17 protein-coding genes are annotated in these 14597 nt (G+C 58.9%); 16 read left to right on the plus strand and 1 reads right to left on the minus strand.

Translation table 11 applies throughout. The features are described from left to right. Positions 1-3: 3 nt before the first annotated feature. The 16 genes from ORD17_RS09555 (at position 4) to ORD17_RS09630 (ending at position 14000) form a co-directional block, all read left to right on the plus strand. A complete protein-coding gene (locus ORD17_RS09555) occupies positions 4-1575 on the plus strand; it encodes a carboxysome shell carbonic anhydrase (RefSeq protein WP_308388230.1) in 1572 nt (523 codons plus the stop codon). Then, the gene (locus ORD17_RS09560) at positions 1572-1820 is read left to right on the plus strand and encodes a carboxysome peptide A (protein WP_308388232.1); all 249 of its coding nucleotides are present in this window, start codon (positions 1572-1574) and stop codon (positions 1818-1820) included. The genes ORD17_RS09555 and ORD17_RS09560 overlap by 4 nt, the downstream gene beginning before the upstream one ends. Then, the gene (locus ORD17_RS09565) at positions 1820-2065 is read left to right on the plus strand and encodes a carboxysome peptide B (RefSeq protein WP_308388234.1); all 246 of its coding nucleotides are present in this window, start codon (positions 1820-1822) and stop codon (positions 2063-2065) included. The genes ORD17_RS09560 and ORD17_RS09565 overlap by 1 nt, the downstream gene beginning before the upstream one ends. Before the next feature lie 36 nt (positions 2066-2101). Further along, positions 2102-2398, plus strand: a complete 297-nt coding sequence (locus ORD17_RS09570; protein ID WP_308388236.1) for a BMC domain-containing protein — start codon at positions 2102-2104, stop codon at positions 2396-2398. Between the two features lie 54 nt (positions 2399-2452). Continuing rightward, a complete protein-coding gene (locus tag ORD17_RS09575) occupies positions 2453-2749 on the plus strand; it encodes a BMC domain-containing protein (RefSeq protein WP_308388236.1) in 297 nt (98 codons plus the stop codon). An 81-nt stretch (positions 2750-2830) separates the two neighbouring features. Continuing rightward, positions 2831-3169 carry a BMC domain-containing protein gene (locus ORD17_RS09580; RefSeq protein WP_308388237.1) on the plus strand — a complete coding sequence of 113 codons (339 nt, stop codon included), beginning with the start codon at positions 2831-2833 and terminating at the stop codon, positions 3167-3169. A gap of 16 nt (positions 3170-3185) precedes the next feature. Further along, entirely contained in the window at positions 3186-3617 is a 432-nt protein-coding gene (locus ORD17_RS09585; protein WP_308388238.1) for a ferritin-like domain-containing protein, read from the plus strand. Between the two features lie 4 nt (positions 3618-3621). Further along, the gene (locus ORD17_RS09590) at positions 3622-3897 is read left to right on the plus strand and encodes a hypothetical protein (protein WP_308388240.1); all 276 of its coding nucleotides are present in this window, start codon (positions 3622-3624) and stop codon (positions 3895-3897) included. Position 3898: 1 nt separating this feature from the next. Continuing rightward, positions 3899-4519 (plus strand): AAA family ATPase, encoded by a 621-nt coding sequence (locus tag ORD17_RS09595; RefSeq protein ID WP_308388242.1) that lies wholly within the window; start codon positions 3899-3901, stop codon positions 4517-4519. Continuing rightward, positions 4516-4740, plus strand: coding sequence for a hypothetical protein (locus ORD17_RS09600; protein ID WP_308388243.1), 225 nt, complete (start codon positions 4516-4518; stop codon positions 4738-4740). The genes ORD17_RS09595 and ORD17_RS09600 overlap by 4 nt, the downstream gene beginning before the upstream one ends. A 79-nt stretch (positions 4741-4819) precedes the next feature. After that, positions 4820-7174 (plus strand): VWA domain-containing protein, encoded by a 2355-nt coding sequence (locus ORD17_RS09605; protein ID WP_308388244.1) that lies wholly within the window; start codon positions 4820-4822, stop codon positions 7172-7174. 88 nt (positions 7175-7262) lie between these two features. Beyond that, positions 7263-8951 (plus strand): proton-conducting transporter membrane subunit, encoded by a 1689-nt coding sequence (locus ORD17_RS09610; protein WP_308388246.1) that lies wholly within the window; start codon positions 7263-7265, stop codon positions 8949-8951. Positions 8952-8955: 4 nt separating this feature from the next. Next, on the plus strand, positions 8956-9729 hold the full coding sequence (locus ORD17_RS09615; RefSeq protein ID WP_308388248.1) for a hypothetical protein: 774 nt from the start codon (positions 8956-8958) through the stop codon (positions 9727-9729). After that, complete coding sequence (locus ORD17_RS09620; RefSeq protein ID WP_308388250.1) at positions 9714-12860, plus strand: DUF2309 domain-containing protein; 3147 nt, start codon at positions 9714-9716, stop codon at positions 12858-12860. Before ORD17_RS09615 ends, ORD17_RS09620 begins: the two co-directional genes overlap by 16 nt. Beyond that, positions 12857-13183, plus strand: a complete 327-nt coding sequence (locus tag ORD17_RS09625; RefSeq protein WP_215871708.1) for a P-II family nitrogen regulator — start codon at positions 12857-12859, stop codon at positions 13181-13183. The genes ORD17_RS09620 and ORD17_RS09625 overlap by 4 nt, the downstream gene beginning before the upstream one ends. A gap of 19 nt (positions 13184-13202) precedes the next feature. Then, positions 13203-14000 (plus strand): CbbQ/NirQ/NorQ/GpvN family protein, encoded by a 798-nt coding sequence (locus tag ORD17_RS09630; RefSeq protein WP_308390087.1) that lies wholly within the window; start codon positions 13203-13205, stop codon positions 13998-14000. 31 nt (positions 14001-14031) lie between these two features. Here the strand turns inward: ORD17_RS09630 and ORD17_RS09635 are convergent, their stop codons facing one another. Further along, positions 14032-14595 carry an NUDIX hydrolase gene (locus ORD17_RS09635; protein ID WP_308388253.1) on the minus strand — a complete coding sequence of 188 codons (564 nt, stop codon included), beginning with the start codon at positions 14593-14595 and terminating at the stop codon, positions 14032-14034. Between the last annotated feature and the right edge of the window lie 2 nt (positions 14596-14597).

The raw sequence follows: 14597 nt of genomic DNA on the forward strand, positions 1-14597 counted from the left end.
GCCGTGGACACGCGTAAGTCTTTCGCGCTGCGTCAGGCACGCAGCCACGGTTACCGGGCACCAGCGCCAATCGGCATGGGAGTTGGTCGTCCTGCGCCAACGGTATTTGCCAGTGGTGCTCTCCATGCCCTTGCTCGGGGTCACGAACACCCGGCCTGCATCACGCTCCCGGAACGGAATTGCTCCCATGCCCTGGCGGATTTGGAGGAAAACGCGCGCCTAGCGGAATTTGAAGCAGCCATCAAGGGAGGCTTCGACGCTATCGTTCCTGCGCTCCAGGAGATCGCTGCCTTGGGGCTTGGGGAAGATTTTGCAAGGCGGGCGCAGGAAATTGCCCAACGACGGCTTGGCTTCCAGTTTTCGCAAGCGGTTCTCGAGCGGGCCTGGGTAAATGGGCCGGAAATGGGCTTGCTTTTCGGTGAAGCGACCTTTGCCGCTTTGGAATCCGCCATCGCGCGTTTTTCCCAGCAAATCCGAGCCGAAATGGCGGCGGGGCAGAGCCTGGATTCCTTTCTGGTGGATTGTGGTTTCCATGCCGTCAGTATTTCCACCTGCTCCGACGGTCGCTTGAAAGGGCTTTTTCCCTTCATCCTGCGGCTGCCCAGCTCGGCTTTGGTCCGCCGCGACGCTTTTGCGGGAGTGCTCTTCGATATCGAAGAGGATGTCCGGCATTGGGAATCAGCGGAGCTGCGACGTTTTCGGGAAGGTTACCCGACCATGGCGGATGCGAACACGCGTTATTTGAAAGTCGCGGTTTATCACGGTAGCTCCGTAGATCCCAGCCACGAAGGATGTGCGGCCCACGGCAGCAATATCAACACCGCCATCGAAGCAGCGTTGGAGCGTTTGTATCAATTCCGTTTGGCAATTGAAAATGCGTTTTGCTGCGGTGCCAGTACCGATTTGCTGCTGATTGGGGTAGACACGGATACCGATGCCATCCGCATCCACATTCCCGATGCCAATGGCGACCTCAGCCCGCATCGCTACGTGGATAATGCCGAGCTGTACAAGCAAACCCTCGGTCTCGACCGCGATCAGGCCACACTTGCGGTGTACGAGGCCATTCGGGCAGCGAGTAACAGCGACGGTTGGGGGCGTGGCGAAGGGATGCCCCATGATGGGATGCGCCGCCTGATTGCTACCCTGCTGATCAATAACATGAGCCAGATTGAGTACGTCGGCCAGTACCACGGGGGTTGGTATCAGGACGGGGGGCACGCGGAACGCTTCATTGGGGTCGGGAATGGCTTCCAGGAGGTGCAGATTCGCAACCTCGCCTATTACGCCCATGTCGATACTGTCGAGGAGGGTGCGCAGCACCTCGACATCGGTATAAAGATTTTCAAGAAACTCAATGTGTCGCGTCATCTTCCCATTCCCATGGTGCTGCGCTATCGCTACGACAGCCGAGTGCCGGGCAGTCGTGATCGGGTAGTGGAGCGAGTGCGACGCGTGGCGGCCGCTATTGAGGCACGCTATGCCAATTTGCTCGATCAGGGGCTTTTGATATTGCGCGCTCGCGTTCAGGATCGGCCCCTTGGAAGTGCAATAGAGGAGGTTGATCTCGGATGAAAATCATGCGGGTGGAAAAGACGCTGGTATCGACCAACCGCATTGGCGAGATGGGGCATCGGCCCTTGCTGGTGGTGCAGGAAAAGGAAGGTGGGCCGCGTTCCGTCGCCGTCGACGCCGTGGGTTGTATCCCTGGGGACTGGGTGATCTGTGTCGGTTCGTCGGCGGCGCGCGAGGCCGCTGGGAGCAAGGATTATCCTTCCGATCTCACCATCATTGGCATCATCGACAACTGGACGCCCTAATGGAAATTATGTGCGTGCAGTCGGATCTGGTGACTACCCGGCGGATTCCAGGCTTGAAGCAGGCCTCCCTGCGGGTGTTGCGGGACCAACTGGGTAAGATTCACGTCGCCACCGATCCCGTTGGCGTACCAGAAGGCAAGTGGGTGTTTACGGTTGCCGGATCGGCGGCACGTTATGCCCAAGGCGATTTTGAGGTCCTAACCGATCTCACCATTGGCGGTATCATCGATTTTTGGGAACCCTGACGGGTTCGGGTTTTTCTCTGGTAAGGAGGAGTGACAATGGCAGATGTAACGGGTATTGCGCTGGGAATGATCGAGACGCGGGGATTGGTTCCCGCCATTGAGGCGGCGGACGCCATGACCAAGGCCGCCGAGGTTCGCCTGATTGGCCGTCAGTTTGTGGGTGGTGGTTACGTGACCGTGCTGGTCCGTGGCGAGACCGGGGCGGTCAATGCCGCGGTACGCGCTGGCGCCGACGCATGTGAACGAGTGGGTGATGGTCTGGTGGCCGCGCACATCATTGCGCGCGTGCATTCGGAAGTTGAGCATATCCTGCCCAAGGCCCCGACGGCGTAAGTCGTTTGGCCAGGCTGGTCAGGTTCCCAAAGATTTTTTGTTGAGGAGATAGAGATGGCAGACGTAACGGGTATTGCACTGGGAATGATTGAGACGCGGGGTCTGGTGCCGGCGATTGAAGCCGCCGATGCGATGACCAAGGCTGCTGAGGTTCGCTTGATCGGCCGCCAGTTTGTGGGTGGTGGTTATGTTACCGTGCTGGTTCGTGGCGAGACGGGAGCGGTCAATGCCGCGGTGCGCGCTGGCGCTGATGCCTGTGAGCGCGTCGGCGATGGCTTGGTGGCCGCGCACATCATTGCCCGTGTCCACTCCGAAGTCGAACACATCCTGCCGAAGGCGCCTACCGCCTAAGGCTGTTGGGTGATCGGGACGCGGTAAGAAATAGAGTTTTTTGCCGCGTTGCCCTTGCGCAGTTTGCGAAGGAGTTATGCTATGGCAGCAGTTTCGGGTATTGCCCTCGGAATGATTGAGACCCGCGGTTTGGTGCCCGCCATTGAAGCGGCGGATGCCATGACCAAGGCGGCAGAAGTGCGCTTGGTCGGCCGCCAGTTTGTGGGTGGTGGGTACGTCACGGTATTGGTTCGCGGTGAGACTGGAGCCGTCAATGCCGCTGTCCGTGCCGGCGCCGATGCCTGCGAGCGGGTGGGCGATGGTCTGGTGGCCGCGCACATCATCGCGCGCGTGCATGGGGAAGTGGAAAAGATCCTACCCAGCAGCCCGTCTGCCGATGGCAGCGGTCGCGACGGCGACGTGAGCGCGGTGCAGAGCTGAGCCGGAGGGCCTGGTCTTGCGTCCGCATCCGCGTATCGTCGGCTTTCTCGGTCGTGCCCTAAGCCACGAGTTCTTGGCTGTGCAGCAGTATCTGGTGCAGTCACGGCTCTGTGCTCTCTGGGGCTGGAAAGACTGGGCAGAGAGCTTCGCCCAGGAATCCCGCGAGGAACTGACCCATGCCGGTCTGCTCAGCGACCAGCTCTTGCGTTACGGTATCGCTCCGAGCGCGGGTACCCTGCGTCCTTCGCGCCCGGGCCGCGACCTACGCGAGATGCTGGAACAGGATCGGGAGATCGAGTGGTCGGCGGTGGAGTTGTACGCAGAGGCCCAGCTTGCCTGTGAGCGGCTGCGCGACGAATCTTCCGCAGCATTGTTTGCTATGCTCCTGGAAGATGAACGCGGCCACCTGACGCACCTCGACGAGCTCCTTGTGGGCCTGGGAGGGTAGTGCTTTGGCGACGGATTCGGTTTTGCACTGTCCCGAAGGATGGGAAGAGCAGCGCAAGCCCCGCTCTTGGAACCGGCGCTTCAGCTTTGCCGATTACGCCGCAACGCGTGCCTTTCTCGACCAGTTGGCGGCACTCTCGGAAGAGTTCGCCTACTATCCGAATCTGAATTTTGCACGCACCTACGTGGTGGTCAGTATGCAGTTCCCCGACGACGAGATCGATCCACAGATGGCCCGCTATGCCCATGGGGTGCAGCAGGCATATTCGGCGGGAAGCTGAGATGGCCAAGCCGCATCGCATTGCCTTGTTCAATGCCAAGGGCGGCTGCGGCAAAACCACCTTGGCATGGAACCTAGCCTTCGGCCTAGCGCGTCACGCTCCGACCTTGTTGGTGGATGCCGATCCCCAGGGTAGTCTGCAGCATTGGGCGGACTGGAGCGCAGAAGAGGGCGGAGAAATCGCCATCGCTGGGCCGGAGCTCTTGGCACAGGGGGAGAGCAAACACCGCTTTTGGGTGATCGACTGCCCTCCCGCCTTAGAGGCCAAGGAGACGCAGCAGGCCCTTGCCTTGGCAGACTTCGTGTTATTGCCGGTCTTGCCCTCGCCCCTGGATCTCTGGGCCAGTAAGCGCAGCGTCGAAGCACTGCAGGAGTTGCACGCTGGGCGGCGTGGCCGTCATGCCGCTTTGGTCTTGAATCAAAGCGAGGGGCGCAGTGCCCTGTCACGGGCGGCAGAGAATGCCATCGCCAACCTGGGTTTGCCGGTGCTCCCCGGACATATCGCCCGGCGTGCCATCTACCGCAGTGCGGCGATAGAAGGGAAAAGTGTTTACCAAATGGGAAAGCGTGGTGCACCCGCAGTAGCGGAAATCGAGAGACTGATCGAGGAGATACGCAGATGACGAGTCCATTGGAAAACAAACTCAACGCCAGTATGCAGAGTCCGCGTTCGCGTAGTACGGCAGCCAGCAAGGCCCCGGCAGCGACAAAGAGCGACGCAGGAACTCCTACGAGTAGCGCCACGGCCAAGAAGACCTCCAGCAAGCCGAGCAATGAGGCGGTGGTGGATCTCAATGCTGGTGGTGGACGAGAGCTGAATCCTCAGCGCATCTGGCCAGACTGAACGGCTAAAATTCCGGTGGGACTCCTAGCCACGACGAGTGGCGCGGGCAGTCTTGCCCTACTGTTTGGGCGGATTCTGCATGGCGATCTTACTGACAGATTACCCCGATATTCTCGAGGAACTCGGAAACGACGCTAGCGCCGTTCTCGAGGCCAATTGGCACGAGGCCGCGCGGGTCTTCAGTAAGCGTGGTCTCGAGGCCTATCTGGAAGGCGCGCGCAGTCTCAAATCCCTGGGGCGCGGCATTGATCTCGTCTTCAGCTTCATCGAGGCAGCGCCTCACGTCGCTCGCGAAATTGGTGAGCAGGCAGTCTTCGAGATGCTTTCCACCGCCATTCGCATGTTTTCCAAGACCAGTGCCGAAGTCTTGGTGCTGTTCTTTTCCACGGCTCCCATTGTCGCGCAGCGACTTGGCGAGATCGAACTCTTTCGCGGTTACCTGCTGCTCCTCGATCAGTTGCTTGCGCAAGCGCCCCGGGGCGTGCGTCCCATGCTTGGCAAGATCGAGGTCCTGCTGGAGCAGATGACTCTGGGTGGCCTGCGGCGCTGGGCAAACTGGGGAATTTCCGCCTACCGCAACGATTTTACCGCCCAGGCGGAATTTTTTGGTCTCGAGACCCCGCAAGCTCTGGCGGTGCTGCAACAGGAGCATCGCGGCATCCTCTTCGTCGACGTGCAGCGTCGCCTCAACATGTACCTGCGCGCCCTTTGGGGGCGGGATTTTTTCTTGCGGCCCACCTCTGGTGACTTCGAGAGTCGCACCGGCTATCGGCCATACATCGAGGGCTATTTCATCTTCGTGCCCGACGCCTATGACGACGTCGTCCTCGGCGAGGACAAGATTCCCGCCCTCGAGGTGTATCGGGCGGCGGTGGCGCATGCCGCGGCGCATGTCGCAGAGTCACATTTCGATACCCGTTTCGAGCTTGCCACGCCGCTCAAACGCTTGTGGATTGGCGTCTTGGAAGACGCCCGAGTGGAAACCCTTGCGGGGCAGAAATTCCCCGGCCTTTTGCCCCTATGGACCCGGCTCTGCCGCACTGCGGCGGTACTAGAGGCCGCGGCCGATGCGCGTTTGGGGGCCCTGGCGGAACGAGCAGCTTACGCCTTGCTGGATCCCGACTACCAAGACGCGCATCCCCTAGTAGAACGTGCGCGCGCGGGATTCGCAGAGATTCTGGCGGCCACGGAGGATCCCTACGGCGCCGTCATGACTTTGGCGGAGGAGCTGGCCGAGCGCAGCAAGGAGCTTGGGCTGGAATTCTCGGCGCAGAAGGACCAGCCCAGCAGTCCCTACCGTGACGATAACCGTCTTCTCTGGACGGCCGCTGCCAAAGGTGACGCGGTCGACATCCTGAGCGGCGGTCAGCCGCAGGTGCGCAAGTATGTGAACCTCATGGAAATGATCAATGCGGTGGATGTCGAGTTTGCCGGTGATGATGCCCAGGAAATTTGGGTCCTGGCCACGGAATTCTTCGACGACGAGGGTAATTCTCTGAATGCGAAGGAGGGGAAGGAGCCCGTTGCGCAGCCGGTGAGCTATTCCGAATGGGATTACCAGACGCAACTAGAGCGTCCATTGTGGACCACGGTCTACGAAAAACGGCCCAAAATGGGGGATTCCAAGGAAATCGACGCCCTTCTCGAACAGCACAAACCCCTAGTGCAGAAAATCGGCAAGATGATCGAGGCAATCCAGCCCCAAGGAGTGGTGCGCACCCGTAAGGTGGAAGACGGCGACGACATCGATATCAACGCGGCGATCTTGGCCATGACCGATATCCGTATGGGACAGCAGCCCGACCCGCGCATCGGTATTCGCACCCGTCTGCACATTCGCGATCTCTCCGTGACCCTGCTCATCGACCTCTCCGAGTCCACCAACGACAAGCTGCGCTCCCGCAGTGAGGGCGATGTCACAGTCTTGCAGTTGGCCCGCGAAGCAGCGGTCCTGCTCGCCGGCGCCCTGGATCGCATTGGCGATCCCTTCATGCTCTGCGGCTTTGATTCCAATGGTCGTCACGATGTCGAGTTCTATACCTTCAAGTCCTTCGACATGCCTTACGACGACAAGGTGAAGGGGCGTCTCGCGGGAATGACGGGAAAGCTCTCCACTCGCATGGGAGCGGCCCTGCGTCATGCCGGTCATCTCATGGAGCAACATCCGAGTCAGAAAAAATTGCTGATCCTGCTAACCGATGGCGAGCCCGCGGACAATGACGTTCGCGATCCGCAATATCTGCGCTTTGATACCAAGCGTGCGGTGGAGGAGCTGGCGCGGAAGGGAATCCGCACCTTCTGCCTCTCCCTCGACCCCTATGCCGACGAATATGTGAGCCGAATTTTTGGGCAAAGCAATTACCTGGTGCTGGATCATGTCGACAGTCTGCCCCTGAAATTGCCGCAGCTCTATGTTTCCATGACCAAATCCTAATGAGAAACATGCTGGCAATATTGGCAGGATATCTGGTTTCCGTGCGAGCTGATGGATACCCCTGTGCCTTGGCAATGAGGAGTTTTTGATGGACACCCTAGCGATAGTCATTCCTTTCGTGCCCGTCGTATCGGCGCTCATCATTTTTCTGTTTTTGCGGCAGAACAAGAAATCTGCCGCGCGGCTCAGTGTCTCCGCGACTCTGCTGACTTTTCTCCTGTCGCTGATTCTTCTCGGCGAGTATGTGCATTCTGGCGTTTCTCGGGTGGAGATGATCGGGCAGCTGTGGGGCAGCGTCTGGTTGGATCCCCTGGCCTTGATCATGTGGTCCTTTGTTTCCGGTATCAGCCTGCTGGTGCACATGTATTCCGTGCGCTACATGATCGAGGAGCCGAATTATCCGCGTTTCTTTGCCCTGCTCGATCTGATGACGGCAACCATTTTCTTCATGGTTGCGGCTGGTGATCTGATTACCCTCTTGGTGGCCTGGTTTCTGGTGGGGGTCTTCCTGTACTTTCTGCTCGGTCATGACACCGATCGTCCCGCAGCGGGTCGCTATGCCTTTTGGACGCAGATTACCTATCGCTTTGGCGATCTTCCCCTGTGGTTGGCGGCATTCATCCTATTCAAGACCTATCACAGTCTCTCTTTGCCAGTGATCTTTGCCCAGGTGGCGGCAGCACCGGATGCCGTGCAATTGTGGGGTATGTCGGTGCCTGCTTGGGTGGGACTACTGATTGCCCTAGCGGCCTTTGCGCGCTCGGCGCAGTTTCTGCTGCACGGTTGGTTGCCCTATACCATGGACGGGCCCACTCCGGTATCGGCGCTGATGCACGCCGGCATCGTGAATGCCGGCGGCTTCCTTTTCAATCGCTTCGCGCCTATTTTTGAATACACCAGTCTCGCCCTGCACATTGCTTTCGCGGTAGGTTTGATTACCGCGGTGCTGGGTTCGGCGCTGATGCTCATCCAGAACGACGTCAAGCGCTCTCTCGGCTATTCGACCATGGGGCAGATGGGCTTCATGGTCATGGAGTGCGGTTTGGGCGCCTTTCCCTTGGCGGTGTTTCACCTCATTGCCCATGGCTTCTTCAAGGCCTCGCTGTTTTTGGGAGCAGGTAATGCCATTGGCGATGCCCGCCGCGAGGATGGTGTACCGCCAGACCCCGTCTATGTCTCCGTGGTCGAACGACGTCCGGCCAAGCCCTCGCGTCTGCCATGGTGGACTGCGGCCGCCCTGACTATTCTCGTGCCAGTGCTGGTGCTCAGTCTCTCGCATTTCTTCGTGGCCTCGCACCTGTTCTTCGAGCAGGGGGTGATTGTCCTGCTCTTCTTTGCCTGGGTTACCGGTGCCCAGGCCCTCTTTGCCGCCCACAAAATGACCCATAGCAACCCCTGGCAGGTGATGGGCGGTATCCTCGGCTCCTTTGTTCTGGTGGTGATCGGTTACACCCTGATCAGCCACTACTTCGGGAGCTTCCTCTATCCGGAGCACGGAGCCAGCGCGCGGCTCTTCGCTTCGGCGAGTATTGGGGTGCTTTCCTACGATGTCCTGGTTATCTTCCTGGCTCTGCTCTTTGTGGGCGGTTGGGCACTGACCTTTTTTGCCGATGCCCGCGATTGGGGACAACATCTCAGCGAAAAATGGCATGGTACCTACGTGGCAATGTATGCGCTGCTGAGCCGGGAGCTCTATCTGAATGACTTTTATGTGCGCATGACACAGCTGTTGCTTGCCGCTTCCCGTCGTCTCAATGTCTGGTTCCGGTGGAGCTGAAACTATGGAATGGATCATTCTCCTCTTGGTAGCGGTTCTGCTCCCGGTCTTTCCCTTTAGCTGGATTTTCAATCGTCTGGTGGCGACAGCACCGGGACCTTGGGGTAGGGCGTTGGCAATTCTGGTTTTGCCACAACTGGGGATCTTGTTGCTCTACCACACCGGGCCCTTCTTGCCTTTGCCAGTACTAGGGCAACGGATCTGGATGATGATGGTGCTCTTCACTGCGGTATTTTATGCCTTTCGTGCCGTGAGTGCGCGGGAAATCAGCATCTGGTCGCGTCTTACCGCAAGTTCCGGACTGACGCTGACCTGGTTCCTGGTAGCTAGTGGCAGCCCTGTGCATTTGACGCAACTGTTCGTATTGGCTTGGACTTTGCCGGCGGCGCTGCTGATGATCTGGGCCGGTCTGCTGACTCAGCGGATGGGTGGTGCCTATCTGGGGTTGCGCGGCGGGCTCGCTAGCGAACTGCCGCGTCTGAGCGGACTGATCACTGTCACCGCCTTGGCTCTGGTGGCGACCCCGGTATTTCCAGGGTTTTTCGCGCTGTTGCAGGTGTTCCACTTGCTCAGTTTGTCCTGGCTGTGGCCATTGTTGCTGCTGTTGATGATCTGGGGCTGGTCGATCGGCAAGTTTTTACAGGATCTGCTCTTTGGCATTTATCAGGGTGAGCCATTGGTGGATATTGGGGGTACGGTGACCGGTGTGGGTGTCGGAGTACTGTTCCTGTTCGCTTTGTTTGGATTACTCTGGAGTGGCCTATGGATAGGAATCTGACCCTGGGTGACCGCCTCAAGGTTCGTTCGATGATCTACGTTGCGGGGGAGCCTATCCCGCGTTTCTGGCCCATGCGTACCTTCATCCATCACAATCCGCTCTTTGGACTGGAACACCTGCCGTTTCCGGAGGCGGTGGCAGAGGGCAGCCGCCTGTTCCACGGCCGCGGATACCTGGCCCGCTCGCACTATCAGAGATATCGAGCCGAGGGCAAGATCGACGATGCTGCCTTGCGACGCTATCTGCAGAGTTTTTTGCAGCAGCAGTCCGTCGATCTTCCCGGCGTCGATCTCGAGACTTGGCTGTGGACGATGATGACGGAATGCCGCTCCGAACGTCTGGTCCAGGCCAGTGACTGGCTGGATGGCGAGGTCTTGGCTGCTGCCTTGCAGGGACGGCAGGCCCCCGAGCTCGACGAAACAGCACTTCTGGAGCGTTTGCGGGCTTTGTTAGGACGCAAGATTGCCAGCGATGGCCCCTTATATGACAACATCGACCTTCTTTTCGGGACGAAAATTGGCGATACCCTGGATGAGCTGCTCGTAAAGAGCTGCCTGGATTTTTTCGACGAGGGACAATCCGCGTGGCAGGCACCGAGCCGAGAGAAAGGCTTTTTTGCCTCTTGGAAAGATGTTGCTCAGCATAATCTGCGCTTCACCCTACTTGGACTGCATCTACGCGAGCTCTTGGCATCCAGTGAGAGCCCCGAGGGTACCATCGCGCACATTTTGCATTTGTTGAAGATACCGGAAGCGCACTGGCAAAAGTACATCACCCGCCAGCTTACCCGCTTGCACGGCTGGGCGGGTTTCATTCGCTTCCGCAGCACGGCGAAGCATTACTACTGGGCGCAGCAATACCCCGCAGATCTGGCAGATTACCTGGCAGTGCGCATGGTGCTGGGTCTGTCTTTGGTGCAAGAGGCCGTCCGTCATCACGGTTGTCCGGGAGATGCAGAAGCTCTGCAGCAATTTGTGCACGACGATCCGTACGGCGCCTATCTGCGCAGCGAGCTCCATGCCGGGACGATCTTGCCGGCCTGGGCGCAGCGTGTAGATGATGCCCTCGCGCGTCCTTCTCGGCGCGGCTACGCTGCCTTGGCCAAAGAGTACATCCAGGCCAAGCGGACGCATGAGGCCGAGCGCAAAGCTCGCGCCGTGCACGCCTTGGCGAGGCAGGTAGGAAGCAATGCACTATCTGCATTACAGTCCCTGTCGCCGGAACAGGTGGCAGAATTTGTGAATGTGCTGCGCCGTTGGGAGCAGGCAGAGGGCTTCGCCTGGTTGCGCGCCATGGAGTCGCACTACATCACGGATTTGGTGCGCAAGGTTCGCCTACCGGAAGAGCAGCCGAAAAAACGCCCCTTTGCCCAGGCATTTTTCTGCATCGATGTGCGCTCGGAGCCGATGCGCCGGCATCTGGAGGCACTCGGTGACTACCAGACCTTCGGCATAGCCGGGTTTTTTGGCGTGCCCATTGGCTTTCTGGAATATGGCAAGGGCAGCGAGGTGCACCTCTGCCCCGCAGTCCAGACCCCCAGAAACCTCATCGTCGAAATCCCGGCAGATCTCGAACTCGAAGAAGAGCCTTTGTATGGCGCTCTCGAACACGTCCTGCATGATATCAAGTCGTCGGTGCTGTCGCCTTTTGTGGCCGTTGAGGCCGTTGGTCTCCTCTTCAGCTTGGGGCTTATCGGCAAGACCGTCGCGCCGGTTGCTTATCACGAGGTGCACGGCCGTTTACATGCAGAAAAGCCTATCACCCGGCTGCTGATCGATAAGCTGAATGAGGAGCAGGCGGATTCCATAATTCGAGCGGTACAGCGTGCCATGATCGTGCAGGCCCTTCAGCGAGAACTGCAGATGAGTCGCGACCAGATCACCGATGACGACGTCCGCGACTTGCGCGAGATCGCTATGGGCAACCAGACAGGGCACAGTCTGCTGGCGCAGCGCCTGGGATTGTCGCAAGAGGCCGAAGCCGAATTTATCGACAAATTGCGCAAGATTTATCGTGTTGATCGTCAGGAAACCAGTTTGCAAATGGAGCGCATCGCGCGTCTGGGTTTCAGCCTCGACGAGCAGGTCCGTTACGTGTCGAACGCGCTGCTGTCCACGGGGCTGAACCGAAACTTCTCGCGCTTTGTGCTCATGGTCGGTCATGAGAGCCAGACCCAGAACAATCCTTACGAATCCGCCCTGGATTGTGGTGCCTGTGGTGGCGGCCGGGGTTTGCCCAACGCCCGGGTGATCTGTGGGATGGCCAACAATCCCGAAGTTCGCCGGCGCCTGCGCGATAAAGGCATAGAAATCCCAGAGGACACTTGGTTTCTTCCGGCAGTGCACAACACCACTACCGATGAGATCTTTCTGCACGATCTCGATCTGTTGCCGGCTCGCCATCTCCTCTATCTGGAGCGGCTACGCAATGGCCTGGCTGCAGCAACACGTCTGACCGCGGCGGAGCGCATGCCTACCTTGGGGGGAAGCCTGGCCTTGGCAAAAGAGCCCTACGCTGCAGCGGCGCTGGCGCGCCGTCATGCCCATGACTGGTCGCAGGTGCGGCCGGAGTGGGGCCTGTCGCGCAATTTATATGGCATCATTGGCGGGAGGCATCTGACGGAAGGGGTTGACCTGGAGGGACGGTCCTTCCTGCAGTCCTATGACTATCGCCTCGATCCCAAAGGCCGCTTTCTGGAAAACATCCTCTCCGCGCCAGTGGTGGTGGGCGAGTGGATCAATCTGGAGCATTACTTTTCGACGACGGACGTGCATCACTATGGCAGTGGCAGCAAGGCCTATCACAACGTCGCTGGCCGTTTCGGGGTGATGACCGGAAACCAGGGCGATCTACGCACAGGCTTGCCCATACAGTCGATGTATCAAGAAGGTAAACCCTATCATGAACCTGTGCGTTTGATCGCCCTGGTAGAGGCTCCAGCGCCGTTCGTGCTCGCTGCGGTGGGGCGTCTACCCAAGGTGAAGGCGCTGATCATGGGCGGCTGGCTGCGGGTCATCGTCATCGATCCCGAGGATGATTACCGCTGTTTGGTTCTGGAAGAAGGCGAATTTCAGGTGCACCCGGAATCGGGTAGACAATATCGGCAAAGCTTACTGGAGGCCAGTGCATGAACACCCTCAATCTTCATCCATTGAAAAAGATCGAGATCATTCTCGAAGGCGCACACCGCGATTTTGCCACCGATCTGCTCGACCGAGCGGGGGTCAAGGGCTACAGCATCGTCGGCAATCTTTCCGGGAAAGGCAGCCATGGTATCTACGAGAGCCATTTGATGTTCAACGAAGATGATGTTTTGATCATGATCATCGTCGCCGTGCCCGAAGACTTGCTCGCACCCATTCTGGAGGGTTTTACGCCCTTCTTTGAAAAGCATCAGGGGGTGATGTTCGTATCCGACATTCAGGTGAGCCGCCTGGTGAAGTTCAAGAATTAAGAAGGAGATGTTCGTGAGTATGGATCAAAACCAGTATCAAATTACCGAGGAGCCCTACTACAAGGAGGTCCACGACGAGATCTCCCTCTTCGAGGCCGCCTATGCGGCGCGCCTGCCAATGATGGTGAAAGGCCCGACGGGCTGCGGTAAATCGCGCTTCATCGAGTACATGGCCTGGCGTCTGCAGCGGCCGCTGATCAGCGTTGCCTGCAACGAAGACATGACCGCCTCGGATCTGGTTGGGCGTTTTCTTCTGGATAAAGATGGCACCAAGTGGCAGGACGGACCTCTCACCACGGCGGCGCGCATGGGCGCCATCTGCTACCTGGATGAAGTGGTGGAGGCGCGGCAGGATACCACCGTCGTCATCCACCCCCTTACCGACCACCGGCGTACCTTGCCCCTCGACAAGAAGGGCGAACTGCTGCACGCCCACCCCGATTTTCTGCTGGTGATTTCTTATAACCCAGGCTACCAGTCGTCGATGAAGGATCTCAAGCAATCCACCAAGCAGCGCTTTGGTGCTTTGGATTTTTCCTATCCCGATCGGGACCTGGAAATCGAGATCGTTGCCCACGAGTCCGGAGTGTCGACGGAGATGGCTGGCAAGTTGGTGTCGATTGCCGAGCGTTCCCGCAACCTCAAGGGGCATGGCCTCGATGAGGGCCTGTCTACCCGTATGTTGATCTATGCGGGCTCGCTGATCGAAAAAGGGATTGCGCCTCTGGCTGCCTGCAGTGTGGCCCTGGTGCGACCCATCACCGACGACCCCGACATGCGCGATGCCCTCGACGCGGCGGTCAATACCTTCTTCTGAGTAAGGCGCGGAAAATTTGCCGGCACTGCCCTTAGGCGCGGTGCTGGCGCAGCCACTCCTGACTTTTTACCAGCAGCCGATGAATGGAGAGTTCACGGTTGTAGCTGTGTACCTCGTGCAGGGGTACCCAACGCAGCTCATGGGATTCGCTATTTCCCTGTAGCGGCAGTCGGTCGTCGATTTCCATCAGAAAGCGGATATCGAGATGTTGGTGCTCCGGTTCTTGCCGCCGCGCCGGGATGCGGTGGATGTCGATGTCGAAAACGTCCGGCGAGAGAAAATGAATGTACTCGGCAGCCAAGCCGGTTTCCTCGCTACATTCTTTGCGGGCAACCCGCTGCACGTCTTCGTCACCGTCACAATGGCCGCCGGGCTGAAACCAGCGTTCGAGTTTGCGATGCAACATCAGTAGAGTGTGGGTGCCGGCGGGATTGAGCACCCAGCAGGAGGCGGTCACGTGCAGGCCTGGGCCGCTGCGTAAAAAACAGTCGGGGGAACTGCGCAACAAGGCGCAGCCGCGACGGGCATAGGCCGCTTCTTCCGGGTAGCGGGTACGGTAGTGGCAGAGGCTCTGTTCCAATGCTTGCCGATCCACCG

Origin of the sequence: Acidithiobacillus sp. AMEEHan (assembly GCF_030996345.1) — a bacterium.
Lineage (GTDB): Bacteria > Pseudomonadota > Gammaproteobacteria > Acidithiobacillales > Acidithiobacillaceae > Igneacidithiobacillus.